Here is a 12,662-nt window from a genome sequence, read left to right on the forward strand (position 1 = left end):
TGAGGTCAGGAAGCCAGGCGGCTGCGGAAGCCGTCGTTGCCGGTGCTGATCGCCTTGGCGGTGTCGCCGACGAAGATCCAGTCGCGCAGGAACTTCAGGTAGGGGCCGGTCGGGTCGATGAACAGCGAGTTGTACTTCGCGGTCACCGGCACCTTGGCGGTGGCGATGAGCTTGTTGGCGACGAGCAGCCGGGGCTCGGCCTGGGTGGCGGCGTTGTCGGCGGCGTCGGCGCGGACGGTGAGCTGGCCGGTGTTGGCGACGACGGTCTTCTGCACGTCGGCGGACATGCTCCAGGCGATGAAGTCCCAGGCGGTCTGGGCGTTCTTGGCGCCCTTGGAGATGCCGATGACGTCGCCGCCGAGGAAGGCGGAGGTGCCCTGGGAGCCGGGGATGGCGGTGACGCCGAAGTCGAGGTTCTTGTCGGCCTTGTAGACGCTGACGCCGAAGCTGCCCAGCGCGACCATGCCGACCTTGCCGGACTGGAAGCCGGTGAGCCAGGTGGCGCCGTTGTCGTCCTTCGCCGCGGGCGGCATGAGCTTCTCGTCCCACATCGTCTTGTGGGCGTTGAGGGCGGCGGCGACGGCGGGGCTGTCGAGCGTGGCCTTGGTGCCGTCGGCGTTCATGATGTCGCCGCCGCTGGCCCAGATGTAGGGGAGCAGGGTGTAGGCGTTGCAGCCGGCGCAGTTGCCGGCCATGGTGAAGCCGTAGGTCCCGTCGCCGAGCGCGGTGATCTTGCGAGCGGCGTTGACGAGCTCGTCGAGGGTCGTCGGCGGCTTGGCCGGGTCGAGTCCGGCCTTGGTGAACAGCGCCTTGTTGTAGTAGAGCATCGACACGTCGAGCTGGTGTGGCAGGGCGTAGATCTTGCCGTCGACGGTGCTGATGTCGACGCCGGCCGGGGCGAGCTCACCCTTGTAGGGCAGGGCGTTGACCTGAGCGGTGATGTCGGTGAGCAGGTTCTGGCTGGTCAGCGACTTGACGTTGGCGATGTCGACGGCCGCCAGGTCGGGTGTGTCGCCGCTGCGGACCGCCTGGACGTACTTCTGCACGTACTGGGCGTCGGGCACCGTCAGCATGGTGATCTTGCGGTCGGGGTTGGCGGTGTTCCAGGCGGCGACGAGTGCCTTGTCCAGGGGTTCGTCGGCGGCGCGTACCCAGAGGGTCGCGGGCCCGGAGCCGCTGAGCGCCGCGGGGGCGCCGGTGTCGGTGGCCGGAGTGTTACTGCAGGCGGAGACGGTGACGGCCGTGACGAGGACGGCCAGCACCGGCACCAGCCGGCGCAGCCGGGGTGCGGTAGACATTGTTGACTCCTATGTGAGTGGCACTTATTCCTTGACGGCGCCGCCGGTGAGCCCGGCGACGTAGTAGCGCTGCAGGATGAGGAAGATGACGACGCACGGGACGGCCGAGACGACGGCCCCGGTCTCCAGTACGCCCCAGTTGAGCGTCCCGCCCGCACCGGACTGCAGGTTGGCCAGGACGACCGGCAGCGTGTACTGCTCCTGCCGGGTGGTGAAGATGAGCGCCGCGAGGAACTCGTTCCAGGCGGTGAAGAAGGCGTAGAGCGCGACGGTGGCCACGCCCGGCGCCACGATCGGCAGCAGGACCCGTCGCAGGGTGGCGAACGGTCCGGCACCGTCGACGATCGCCGCCTCCTCGACCGCCGCGGGGACGGCGGCGAAGGCGGCCCGCATGGTGAAGATGCCGAAGGGGATGGCGAAGACGGTGTAGACGAGGACGAGACCGGCGAGCGAGTTGGTCAGGTTCAGGTCGTCGAGGATGACGTAGAGCGACGGGACGATCGACTGGAACGGGATCATCAGGGTGGACAGGACGATGAGGAAGAGCACGCCGCGGAACCGGAACCGGAACCGGGCGAATCCATAGCCCGCGAGCACCGACACGACGCTCGCGGCGACGACGGTCCCGAGGGTGACCAGGGCACTGTTGAGCACGTTGCGGGCGAGACCGGCGTCGAGCAGGCGCCGGTAGTTCTCCAGGCTGGGGCTCGACGGCAGCAGGGTGGGCGGGGTCTGGGCGAACTCGGCGCTGGTCTTGACCGAGGCGAGCAGCAGCCAGCCCAGCGGTGCGACGAACAGCAGCGCGAGCAGGCCGAAGACGGTCCAGAAGGCGGCGGCGGGCAGCCAGTCCGGGCGCCGGAGCCGCCGGGGCGTCGGGGTGGTCACGCTTCCTCCCGGGTACGCGTCAGCAGCAGCTGGATGCTGGTGAGGATGAGCAGGATGACCATGAGGGCGATCGACATCGCGGCGGAGTAGCCGAGGTTGAAGTCGATGAACCCGGCCCGGTAGATGAGGTAGACGACCGGGATGGTGCTGTTGTCGGGGCCGCCCTGGGTCAGGATGAAGAACTGGTCGAAGGCGAGGTAGCTGCCGATGACGGTCAGGATGAGCACCAGGCCGATCGTCGGCCGCAGCAGCGGCAGGGTGATCTTGAAGTAGGTCCGCAGCCGGGAGGCCCCGTCGACCTGGGCGGCCTCGTAGTAGTCCTTCGAGATCGCCTGCATGCCGGTCATGAGCAGCAGCATCGTCAGCCCGACGGTCTTCCAGACCACGAGCACCACCACGACGGCGAGGGCCGACGGGAAGCTGGAGAAGACCGAGACCGGCCCGTCGACGACGCCGAGGCGGCGCAGCAGGTCGGGGATGATGCCGATCCGGTCGTCGAGCAGCCACAGCGTCACGTAGCTCGCCGTGGCGAAGCCGATCACCACCGGCACCACGTACGCCGTCCGCAGCAGCCCGACCCCGCGACGGCGGTGGCGGACCGCCGAGGCGAGCACCATGCCGACCACGAGCAGCGCCGCCGTGGCGATCACCGTGTAGACGGTGGTGAAGCCGAGGCTGTCCCGGAACGACGTGTCGTGGGCGAGCCGTTCGTAGTTGGCGAGCCCGACGAAGCGGCGCTGGCCGAGCAGCGACCAGTCGTAGAACGACATCACCCCGGTGACGATCACGGGGAGGATGAACATCCCCAGCACGAGCAGGACGGCCGGGGCGACGAAGAGCAGGCCGAGCCGCTGCCGGCGGGCCATCGGACCACGCCGATGCCGCCGGGACCGGGCCGGTGCCGCGCTCGTCATAACCGCCTCCACGTTTACTTAATCGATTTCGTAAGCCGGAACGTTACCGCCAGATATCCGGATCATGTCAAGGGGCCACGCAGAATATTTCTGCTAGAGTCCGCTCGACCGACGTTTACGAAACCGATTGAGGAGTCCGGTGGCCGGATCGCACAGCTCAGCCGCCCGCGTCACGATGCGCGACGTGGCGTCCGTCGCCGGCGTCTCGACCGCGACCGTCTCCAAGGTGCTCAACGAGCGACCCGATGTGGGCGATGAGGTGCGCAAACGTGTTCTCGACACCATAGCTCGGCTCGGTTATCGCCCCAACGCGGTCGCCCGGGGGCTGCGCTCCCGCCACACCGACACCATCGCGATCCTCACCGACGACCTCGAGGGGATCTTCACGACCGCGCTCATGCGCGGCGTCGAGGACGCCGCCTCCGACTACAACACCTCGGTGCTGCTCGCCAACAGCTACGGCGACCCTGAGAAGGAGCGCACCCACCTGCGGCGACTGCTCGACCGGCAGGTCGACGGGCTCATCATCATGTCCGGCAACCGGGTCCGCCCCCGCTCCGGCCCGGCGCTGCCCCTGCCCGGTACGCCGTATCTGTTCCTCTACGAGTACGGCGTCACCGAAGCGGTGCCCAGCATCCTCCCCGACGACCACGGCGGAGCCGTCCTCGCCGCCCGGCACCTGCTCGACATCGGCCGCCGCCGGATCGGGTTCATCAACGGTCCCGCGTCCTGGGAGGTGACCGCCGACCGCTTCCAGGGCCTTGTGCAGACCCTCGACGCGGCGGGTGCCCCGCTCGATCCGATGCTGGTGCGGCAGTCGCCGTCCTGGGCGCCCGAGGACGGGTACGCGCTGGCCAGCGCCATGCTCGACAATCCCGAGCCGCCCGATGCGATCTTCGGCGCCAGCGACGACCTCGCCACCGGTGCGATGGCCGCCATCCACGACCGGGGCCTGCGCATCCCCGGCGACATCGCGGTCGTCGGGTTCGACGACCGGTCGCTCGCCGTGCACCAGCGGCCGCCGCTCACCACGGTCGCCCTGCCGCTGCTGGAGATGGGCCGGGTCGCGGGCCGACGGCTGCTCGCCGCCGTCAACGGCGAGCCGCAGAGCCACGAGCTGATCCGGGTCCCCTGCGAGCTCAAGATCCGCGCCTCCACGATCGGCTGACCCACCCCGGTCACGTTTTGCAGCAAAGCGTGGCCATCTCGTTCGACGAGGCCACGCTTTGCTGCAAAACGTGACCGGAGTGGGGTGCTCAGGGCAGATTCAGCGCGATTCGAGCCCTGCCGTGCCTCCCGCCCGGCGTGCGAAGCTGCACAGCAGGCCACCCGCCACCGTGAGCACACCCCCGGCGATCGCCGCGTCCCCCGGCAGCCCGGTCGGAATCCCCAGGTAGACGGTGATCCCCAGGATCCGGGACAGCCCCCAGGGCAGCAGTGCCATCTGGTCGTTCCAGATCGTCAGCGCCGCCTCCAGCCCGATCGCCGCGATCACCGACCCGAGTACCGCCAGTGGCACGCCGAGCCCGACGAGCACCGCCCCGATCGCCCGTCGCGCCTGCCAGCCGTACCCGTCGCGCAGCACCAGCCCGGCTGCGACGAAGACCCAGCAGAACGCGGCGAACGCGATGGTGATGTAGACCGCCCGCGAGGTCGGCGCGGTCCAGAACTGGAACCAGTAGCGTCCCGGTCCGCGGCCGGACAGGGCGACGAGCAGCACCACCGTCCGCAGCAGCGCCGCACCGCCGACCGCGGCCCAGAGGTGGAACGGGTCGCGGCCGCGCACCAGCAGCCGCAGCACGACACCGAAGAGCAGCCAGGCACCGAGCACGAGCACCAGGTGCGCCGGTGCCGTGAACCAGGTGAAGACCGACCGGCTCGCCACCAGCGCGGCGACGGGCAATGCGAGCACCAGCACCCGATCGGTCCGGGTCGGCGTCACGTCGAGGTCGGCCACGCGCCATGGCCGGGTCGCGCCGAGCCACAGCCCGCGCAGCGCCGCCGAACCCGGTAGCCCCGGGCCCAGCAGCCGCCGGCCGAGAGCGCTGCCGAGCAGCAGCCCGATCAGGACCAGACCGAGCAGGCCCCGGGCCAGCCACGACATCAGCTCGTCGCGGTCGGCGCGGTGCATGCCGATGTCGGCGGCGGTGAAGTTGTAGGCGGGCAGGTCGACGTCGCCGCCGTAGCGGTGGACATGGGCGTCGCGGGTCTTCCCGTAGCGCTCCTCGGCCTCGTGCCAGGCCCGGAAGGCGTCGTCGGACCCGGTGTCGAGCCACTGGGCGTGGCGCAGGAACATCGTCCGGTAGTCGGAGAGGGTCTGGAAGAGGTCCGCCTGGTAATCCGCGGCGGCTTCGAACCGGCGCCGGAGTTCGGGATCGCGCCACGAGGCCTCGGGGGTCGCTTCGACGAGGTAGGCGATCCGGCCGGCGAGCACGGCGGCCTGCTCGCCCTCGGCGATCACCTCGTCGATGTGGTCCCGGGTGACCTGGTAGATGCTGTCCAACGCGGCGGAGTCGCCGGTGACGATGTCCCACTCGAAGATCCACATCATCGGCGGCGGTTGGAGGCCGAGGGCTTTGACCGTGTTGTCGGCGTACCGGCTGAGGTAGAGGCCCTTGGTGATCGCCTCGCGGGAGAGCGCCATGGCCTCGCCCACGGCGGCGACCGTCGCCGGGTCGGTGGAGAGGGTCTGGCGGATCCAGTCGGCGGTGATCGCCGCCGGGTCGGCGTCGGGCTGCCAGGCGAGCCGGGCCGCGGCATAGGTGTTGAGGTCGTAGAGCTGCCAGAACCCGGTCCGCAGGTAGAGCGACATCGGTCCGGCTCGCAGCGGTCCGCCGTCCTGGGTCCAGGTCCACACGCCCTCGATGTGCGGGTTGGCCGACAGGGCGTACTGCAGTGCCTGCCGGTGCAGGTCGGTGAGGTCGTTGGGGAACGCGCCGAACCCCTCGAACTCGCGCCGGGACTGGAACTCCACGATCCGCCGCTGGTCGCCGACGGTGAGGGTCTCGTTGAGCGGCAGGTGGCTGTAGAAGTCGCCGAGGGAGTATTTCGTCGAGACGACGAGGTGCGGGTCGTTGAAGCCGCCGAGCACCGTCTCATAGGACGCCGGGTTGGTGTGCAGGTCGCCGACGGCGCCGACGCCCACGGTCCAGGTGCGGAAGATGACATCCTTGCCCGCCGGTCCGGCGGCGCCGAGCAGCGCGGTGAGCATGGCGCGGACCGCCTCGGGGGTGGTGACGGCGATGCGCGAGCTGTAATCCCAGCCGTGCTGCTGGTAGACGTCGCCGCCCTCGCCGATGCGGACCATCAGCCCGGCGAGGAACGGCATCCGGTCGAAGAGCTCGGCGAGCCCGGCCCGGTAGACCGCCCAGAGCTGGTCGTTGCTCGTGTCGAGACCGCCCGCCACCCGGTCGAGGTAGCGCTCCAGCGGCGGCGAGAGCGCCAGCATGTCGGTCATCAGGAAGACCTTCATGCCCATGTCGTGGGCGTATCGGAAGACCGGTCCGAACGCGGCGACCATCGCCTGCGCGGTGGCGAGGTGGGTGTCGCCCGCCGGATAGACGGCGTGCCCGTCGCCGACGCCGGCGAAGGTGACGTACTCCAGGAATCCGGGCACGACCACGCCGTTGTAGCCCTGGGCCAGCGAGTGGTCGACGAACTGGCGGAACTGCTCGGCGATCCGGTCCACCGCCGCCTGGTCCACCCACGGCGCGGCCGGGAGCAGCGCGGATCCGACGACATCGGTGTTGAGGGAGTAGTCGGTGCCGGCCGCGAACGCCGTCCGGTCGGGCTCCCGGCCGACCGAGCCCGCGTCGGTGAGCCGCAGCCCGAGCTTGGGCGTGATCACGCCGCGCTGGATCTCGGCACCCGACCTGATCCGGTCGGCGACCGCGTAGAGCCCGGCGACCGCGCCCGCGACGTCTCCGGCGGCGACCGTCAGATCGGCACCGGCACCGTCGATCCGGAACGCCTCGGCGGATGTACCGACCGCGGCACCGAGCACGACCCGCAGCGTCCCGGGCCCGGTCGCGTCCGGTGCGATCCGAGGCCGGGCGAGGCCGCGCGCGACCAGCGCGTCGGCGACGCTCTCGGCGGCGAGTCCCAGCCGCGCGCCCTCGGGCACGGCGATCGCGGCGACCGGTGGCGCCGCCGCCATCGGCTCCGCGGGCCGTGGGGTGACCGATTCGACGGGTACGCGCACCGGCGTGAACGACAATCCCAGCGTCCCGCCGATCCCCTGGGCGACGGCCGCTCCGACGAGGAGCAGCACCACGGCGATCCCGAGGGGGAGGTGCGGGCGGCGAAGGCGAGGGGAGGCTGGCACCGCGCCATGCTAAAGGACCGGAGGGCTCCGCGCTGACCTGGGGATTCGGGGCTGACTGCCGCGGCAGCCTGGGGAAGCCGTCAGATGCGATGCCTCAGGCCGGATCGAATCTGCCGTAGGGCCAGTTGCCGGGAGCGAGCGGGTCGGCGCTGGTGTAGAAGCCGCGCAGGTTGGCGGGTGATCTCCTCGTTGGTCAGCGTCCCGTCGCCGTCCGAGTCATAGGCGCCGAGGATCGCTTCGGCGACGGGTCCCATGACGCGCCGTCGGGCGGTACTCGGGCGCCGCAGACGAGGCGGCGGGCGAGCTCCCGGCCTGCACATCGTTGATCATGATGGTGCTCCCTTCGGGTGACGGTTCGTCACGGCCAGAGCCCGCGCAGAGCCGAGGGCAGCGACGACGGTGGTGCGGTCGGCCACTGCCGCGGGTCGGCGCCGAGCTGCGCCAACTGCTCGATGGTCACCCGGCTCCACGGCGAGAGCGTGACTGGTCGTCGGCCGCGCTGTTCACGAGCCGCTGCCACGGCACCCACCGGGCCGCCTGCACCTCGTCGGGGTGGGGGGTGATGGTGCTGCCCGCCGACACCCGGAGCACCGGACCCATCTCGTTCTCCCGCACGCCCGCCATCTCCGCCTCGTAGCGCACCGAGCCCAGGACGAGGCGAGCCTGGGCTGCCCACGTGCCCAGCTCGGCGCCGAGCCGCCGGTTGACGGCATCGATGAGCCGCTCCCCGGGCATCGGGTGGCCGCAGCAGCTGTTGGTCCAGACCCCCGGGAACGCCTGCGAGCGGCAAGGCGGCTTTCCGCGTGACGGAACGCCGTGATCCCGCCAGCGTGTGCTTCGCTTCCGTGACGTGGAACGACCGCTGTCGGCGGCGTCGTGAAGGGTGCCAACGTGGTCTGGCTGCGCTGCAAGGGTCTGCGAGGAGTCGGTCATGAGTGAATTCGTTTTGACGGAGCGCCATCGACGCCTTCGTGAGGAGGTACGGCACTTCGCCGAACATGTCGTGCGGCCTCGAGTAGCCGAGATGGAGGCGGCCCAGGATGTGCAGCATGAGCTCCCTCGGCTGATCTCCGCGCAGGGTTGGATCGGCGTCACCATCGACCGGGAGTACGGCGGTATGGGGCTTGGGCACCTCGCCAAGACCCTCGTCATCGAGGAGCTGTCCCGCGTGAGCGGCGCCATGGGAGCGATGGTTCAGGCCTCCCTGCTCGGCACCGCCAAGATCATCAACTTTGGCGATGAGGCTCAGCGGCTGAGATGGTTACCGGCCATTGCCGCAGGTCACTGCCTGCCCACGATCGCGGTCACCGAGGCGGCCTCGGGCAGCCACGTCCTCGGCATGACCTCCTCGGCCACCAGGGACGGGGACGCTTACGTCTTGAACGGAAGGAAGGTCTACGTCGGCAACAGCCACGTCGGCGACCTGCACGGAGTGGTGGTGCGTACGGGCATCGGCTCCCGAGGGCTGTCGGCCTTCCTCGTCGAGGCCGACCGGCCGGGACTGTCGCTGGGCGCCCACCGGCCGGCCATGGGGCTGCACGGCTTCAGCTTCGGCGAGCTCGTGTTCGAGAACTGCCGGGTGCCCGCAGCGAGCATGCTGGGCTGCGAAGGCGACGGGCTTGCCGTCGCCTATTCGTCGAGCGTCCTCTACGGCAGGCCGAACCTGACCGCGGTGGCACTCGGCATCCATCAGGCGCTGATGGAGGAGACGCTGGCGTTCGTCTCGGAGCGGCATCGATATGGCGCCTCGCTGTCCGCGCTACCGACGATCAAGCTGAAGGTAGGTCAGATGCAGAGCCGGCTGATGACGGCACGACTCACCGCCTACCACGCGGTGCAGTTGCTGGATGAGGGGCTACCGTGCGACTCCGAATTGATCAACGCGAAGCTCGTCAATGTGAGTTGCGCGTTGGACTCGGCTCGCGACGCCATGGAGATCCATGCCGCCTGTGGGCTGTTCCCCGACCGGCCGGTCGAGCGGTACCTGCGCGACGCCCACCACATCTTCGCCCCTGCCGGCACGTCGGACATCCAGCTGCTGCGGCTGGCGGAGGTAGCGCTTTGCCTGTCCCAAGGCGAGTGGTCCAGGTCCGTCGGTGACCATCGGCCGGCGGGAGCGGAAGCACCCTCGTCCGGTACGGCGAACCGTTGATCTTCGTCACGGCTCGGGCGGGGCGTCCCCGATCGAGCTCCTTTCCGTGCGGCGGAACGCGCGCTGGGCGGGCCGTAAAAACCGGCGCACGATGACGGAAAGGAGTGTGGATGTGAGCAGCGGGTCGATCGAGGAACCCGGTGACGTTCGGGACTGTGTCCTGATCCCGGGCGGGGGTCGTCAGTTCGAGGGGCGGCAGAACGTTTCCTACTTCGAAGGGATATCGGCGCAGTCCGCCGGATCCAAGGCGCTGTGCCTCCATGTGATGCGGCTGCCGCCTGGCGGGCACGCCGAACCGCACCTGCACGCCGACCACGAGTCTGCGGTCTATGTCATCAGCGGGACGGTGGAGCACCGGTGGGGAGACGGACTGAGGGAACGCATGCTGGTCCTGCCGGGTGACTTCCTCTACATCCCGGCAGGTGTGCCGCACGCCCCCTACAACGCCAGCGATACCGAGCCCGCGGTCGCGGTGCTCGCGCGAACGGACCCGAACGAGCAGGAGAGCGTGGTGCTGCTGCCCGACCTCTCCGTACCGGATCGCTGAATTCCATAAAGGAGGCAGCATGCTGAACCATGCGCAGGTGGTGAAGATCCGTCGGCTGTTCCTGCTCTACGACAGCGACCGCGACGGGCGGTTGACGAGGGGCGATTACGAACTGGCGGTCGCCCGGTTCCAGGCCCATATCGGTGCGGCGGACACCTCGCCGCGGGTGCTCCGGATGCGGGAGCTGCTCGTCGGCCGCTGCTGGGCCGCTAACGCCGTCATGGACGGCGACGGCGACGGAATGATCAGCGTCGACGAGTTCGTGACGGCCCACGAGCGCCTGCTTGCCGCCGTCGACGCCGAGCAGCAGCTCCGCGACCGTGCCGCGGTCCTGTTCGAGGTCATCGACGAGGCAGGGAGGGGCGAGATGTCCCTGGCCGATTACCTGGCTGCGTTCAGCGCGTGGGGCGCTCCGGAGGAGTCCGTCCGTCGCTCTTTCCGGGTGATCGACTCCGATGGAAGCGGTCGGGTGACCCGCGACGAGTTCGAGGAGCATTCGATCGCGTATTTCCGCACCGATGACCTGAACGGTCCCGGTGCCGCCTTCTTCCCCCATCCGAGTCCGTAGGCGCCGCCTGCGGATGGTCCTGGGGCGGCGCGGCCGTCCCAGGACTCACGATGATGTGTGCTGATCAGAGGCCGAGGAACAGGGCGATGCCCTGGGCGTGGCCGCGTGCGGTGGCGGTGATGAAGTCGGCGCGCTTGAGCAGGTTGGCGTTGGCGACCGTGTCGATGAAGAGGTTCTCGGTGAGCACGGCCGGCATCGCGGTCTCCCGCAGCACGTGCAGGTTCTGCTCCTTCAGGCCCCGGTCGGTGACGGCGGCGACCGTCCGCATCCCGGCGATGACCTTCGAGTGGATGTTGTTGTGCAGCCGGAGGGTGGTGCCGCCGAGACCCGGGTAGCGGTAGCTCTCGAAGCCGGTGCCGCCGCCGGCGTTGATGTGGATGCTGATGAAGATCGCCGCGCCCCAGGCGTTGGCGTCGTCGGTGCGGTAGGTGAGGCTGCGGGTGATGTCGGTCGTGCGCGACATGCGGACGTCGACGTTCCAGTTCGCCTTGAGGATGTCGCGGGTCTGCAGGGCGATGCTCAGGGTGACGTTCTTCTCCTGCAGGCCGTTGGCGACCGCGCCGGGGTCGGTGCCGCCGTGGCCGGGGTCGATGTAGACCTTGGGAGCGGCGGCGAGGGCGGGAGTGGCGAGCCATGGCGCCACGGCGAGTCCGGCGGCGGCGGCGAGCAGGGTACGGCGCCGCGCGACAGAGTGACCGGTCATGGGGGTGCACCTCTCAGTGGGGGGCGAGGTGGAGCGGGGTGGTGCGACTGTATCGCATGCGAATCAATCAATGAAGGTCTCTTGCGTAAATCTATGATCACGGGAAGGTATTCTTCACTGCTCCCGCTGACTACCGCCCGGTAGTGTCGCGGCATACTCACGCGATGGAGATCCGCATCGGCGTACCCGGAGATCGGCAAGCGCTCGCCACCACGCTCGCCGAGGCGTTCGACGACGACCCGGTCTGGACCTGGCTCCTGCCCGAGTCGCAGCGCCACGAGCGGCTCGTGCGGATCTTCGGGGCACTGCTGCGCTTCGCGCTGCCGCGAGGACACGTCTACACCACCGCCGACCGCCGTGCGGTGGCGATGTGGTCACCGCCCGGCGAGTGGAGGCTGCCCCTGCCGGCCCTGGTCAAGGCCGCACCCGACATGGTCCGGGCGGCCGGTCCGCACCTGCCGCGGCTGCTCGGACGCCTCGGCGCCATCGAGAAGCTGCACGGCCGCCAGGGGCCGAACCACTGGTACCTCGAGTTCATCGGCACCGCCACCGGCAGCCGGGGCGCCGGGGCCGGATCGGCGCTGATGGGCCAGGCGCTGCAGCGGTTCGACGCGGCCGGGATCGCGACCTACCTGGAGTCGTCGAACCCGCGCAACCTCGGCTTCTACCGCCGTCACGGCTTCGCCGTCACCGGCGAGCACACCTTCAGTGCCGGACCGCCGCAGTGGACCCTCTGGCGCGACGCCCGCTAAGCGGGTTTCGCCGCTGCCGCAGTCAGCAGGTCGACCATCTCCGGCAGGTCGAAGAAGTGTGCGATCTCCAGGGCTGAGCGACCCCCGGCGGCCGGGTCGGCGCCAGCCGCGAGCAGCGCGCTGACGGTCTCGGCGTTGCGGCGGAAGACGGCCGCACCGAGGGCCGTCTGGCCCCGGTCGTTGACCCTGCTCGGGTCGGCACCGGCGGCGAGCAGCGCGCTCACCGTACCCGGATGGTTGTGGTATGCCGCGAGGATCAGCAGCGAGTCGCCCGTGCCGCCGGTGAGGTTGACCGGCACCCCCGCGTCGACGGCGCCGAGCAGTTCCTCGGTCTTACCCTCCCGGGCCAGGTCCAGCACGCTCTGCAGGAAGGCGAGTTCTTCGTCGGTCAGCGGCTCGGGCATGCGGCCAGTCTAGCCAGAACTTGATTGGATCCAGATTGAAAGCCCGCGTCGGGGGTATGCGGTACATGCGGATTCTGCTGGTTTGCCAGCATCGGGAGGCGGTGGGCCAGCAAAA

12 protein-coding genes are annotated in these 12,662 nt (G+C 69.8%); 5 read left to right on the forward strand and 7 right to left on the reverse strand.

Annotation, left to right across the window (positions count from 1 at the left end; all coding sequences use genetic code 11):
- Positions 1-5 precede the first annotated feature (5 nt).
- From F4553_RS39295 to F4553_RS39305, 3 genes are read right to left on the reverse strand one after another with little or no spacing between them, the layout of a single operon-like run.
- Entirely contained in the window at positions 6-1,298 is a 1,293-nt protein-coding gene (locus tag F4553_RS39295) for an ABC transporter substrate-binding protein (protein ID WP_184846721.1), read from the reverse strand.
- Positions 1,299-1,322: 24 nt separating this feature from the next.
- Positions 1,323-2,183, reverse strand: coding sequence for a carbohydrate ABC transporter permease (locus F4553_RS39300; protein ID WP_221470659.1), 861 nt, complete (start codon positions 2,181-2,183; stop codon positions 1,323-1,325).
- The gene (locus F4553_RS39305; RefSeq protein ID WP_184846723.1) at positions 2,180-3,097 is read right to left on the reverse strand and encodes a carbohydrate ABC transporter permease; all 918 of its coding nucleotides are present in this window, start codon (positions 3,095-3,097) and stop codon (positions 2,180-2,182) included. Before F4553_RS39305 ends, F4553_RS39300 begins: the two co-directional genes overlap by 4 nt.
- 139 nt (positions 3,098-3,236) lie before the next feature.
- On the opposite strand from F4553_RS39305, the gene F4553_RS39310 reads away from it, so the two are divergent.
- The gene (locus tag F4553_RS39310) at positions 3,237-4,265 is read left to right on the forward strand and encodes a LacI family DNA-binding transcriptional regulator (protein ID WP_184846725.1); all 1,029 of its coding nucleotides are present in this window, start codon (positions 3,237-3,239) and stop codon (positions 4,263-4,265) included.
- Between the two features lie 99 nt (positions 4,266-4,364).
- Here the strand turns inward: F4553_RS39310 and F4553_RS39315 are convergent, their stop codons facing one another.
- Both F4553_RS39315 and F4553_RS42135 read right to left on the reverse strand, forming a co-directional pair.
- Positions 4,365-7,421: a hypothetical protein gene (locus tag F4553_RS39315; RefSeq protein WP_184846727.1), complete on the reverse strand. Its 3,057-nt coding sequence runs from the start codon at positions 7,419-7,421 to the stop codon at positions 4,365-4,367.
- Positions 7,422-7,877: 456 nt separating this feature from the next.
- Positions 7,878-8,354 (reverse strand): NUDIX domain-containing protein, encoded by a 477-nt coding sequence (locus F4553_RS42135; protein WP_184846729.1) that lies wholly within the window; start codon positions 8,352-8,354, stop codon positions 7,878-7,880.
- On the opposite strand from F4553_RS42135, the gene F4553_RS39325 reads away from it, so the two are divergent.
- From F4553_RS39325 to F4553_RS39335, 3 genes are all read left to right on the forward strand, one after another.
- Positions 8,353-9,573: an acyl-CoA dehydrogenase family protein gene (locus F4553_RS39325; RefSeq protein WP_184846731.1), complete on the forward strand. Its 1,221-nt coding sequence runs from the start codon at positions 8,353-8,355 to the stop codon at positions 9,571-9,573. The genes F4553_RS42135 and F4553_RS39325 overlap by 2 nt on opposite strands.
- Positions 9,574-9,685: 112 nt before the next feature.
- Entirely contained in the window at positions 9,686-10,120 is a 435-nt protein-coding gene (locus tag F4553_RS42725; RefSeq protein ID WP_221470660.1) for a cupin domain-containing protein, read from the forward strand.
- 19 nt (positions 10,121-10,139) lie between these two features.
- The gene (locus tag F4553_RS39335; protein WP_184846735.1) at positions 10,140-10,688 is read left to right on the forward strand and encodes an EF-hand domain-containing protein; all 549 of its coding nucleotides are present in this window, start codon (positions 10,140-10,142) and stop codon (positions 10,686-10,688) included.
- Positions 10,689-10,752: 64 nt separating this feature from the next.
- Here F4553_RS39335 and F4553_RS39340 read toward each other — a convergent pair whose 3' ends face one another.
- A complete protein-coding gene (locus tag F4553_RS39340) occupies positions 10,753-11,391 on the reverse strand; it encodes an N-acetylmuramoyl-L-alanine amidase (RefSeq protein ID WP_184846737.1) in 639 nt (212 codons plus the stop codon).
- Positions 11,392-11,555: 164 nt separating this feature from the next.
- Here F4553_RS39340 and F4553_RS39345 point away from each other — a divergent pair, with 164 nt between their 5' ends.
- Positions 11,556-12,143 carry a GNAT family N-acetyltransferase gene (locus F4553_RS39345; RefSeq protein WP_184846739.1) on the forward strand — a complete coding sequence of 196 codons (588 nt, stop codon included), beginning with the start codon at positions 11,556-11,558 and terminating at the stop codon, positions 12,141-12,143.
- On the opposite strand, the gene F4553_RS39350 is transcribed toward F4553_RS39345, so the two are convergent.
- Positions 12,140-12,547, reverse strand: coding sequence for an ankyrin repeat domain-containing protein (locus F4553_RS39350; RefSeq protein ID WP_184846741.1), 408 nt, complete (start codon positions 12,545-12,547; stop codon positions 12,140-12,142). The genes F4553_RS39345 and F4553_RS39350 overlap by 4 nt on opposite strands.
- Positions 12,548-12,662 lie beyond the last annotated feature (115 nt).

The organism is Allocatelliglobosispora scoriae, assembly GCF_014204945.1.
Classification (GTDB): Bacteria; Actinomycetota; Actinomycetes; order Mycobacteriales; family Micromonosporaceae; genus Allocatelliglobosispora; species Allocatelliglobosispora scoriae.

What these genes read in the sequence shown, in the direction of transcription:
- F4553_RS39340 (WP_184846737.1), bottom strand. Translation starts at nt 11,391, where the DNA reads ATGACCGGTCACTCTGTCGCGCGGCGCCGTACCCTGCTCGCCGCCGCC.
- F4553_RS39305 (WP_184846723.1), bottom strand. Translation starts at nt 3,097, where the DNA reads ATGACGAGCGCGGCACCGGCCCGGTCCCGGCGGCATCGGCGTGGTCCG.
- F4553_RS39325 (WP_184846731.1), top strand. Translation starts at nt 8,353, where the DNA reads ATGAGTGAATTCGTTTTGACGGAGCGCCATCGACGCCTTCGTGAGGAG.
- F4553_RS39335 (WP_184846735.1), top strand. Translation starts at nt 10,140, where the DNA reads ATGCTGAACCATGCGCAGGTGGTGAAGATCCGTCGGCTGTTCCTGCTC.
- F4553_RS39345 (WP_184846739.1), top strand. Translation starts at nt 11,556, where the DNA reads ATGGAGATCCGCATCGGCGTACCCGGAGATCGGCAAGCGCTCGCCACC.
- F4553_RS39350 (WP_184846741.1), bottom strand. Translation starts at nt 12,547, where the DNA reads ATGCCCGAGCCGCTGACCGACGAAGAACTCGCCTTCCTGCAGAGCGTG.
- F4553_RS39295 (WP_184846721.1), bottom strand. Translation starts at nt 1,298, where the DNA reads ATGTCTACCGCACCCCGGCTGCGCCGGCTGGTGCCGGTGCTGGCCGTC.
- F4553_RS42135 (WP_184846729.1), bottom strand. Translation starts at nt 8,354, where the DNA reads ATGACCGACTCCTCGCAGACCCTTGCAGCGCAGCCAGACCACGTTGGC.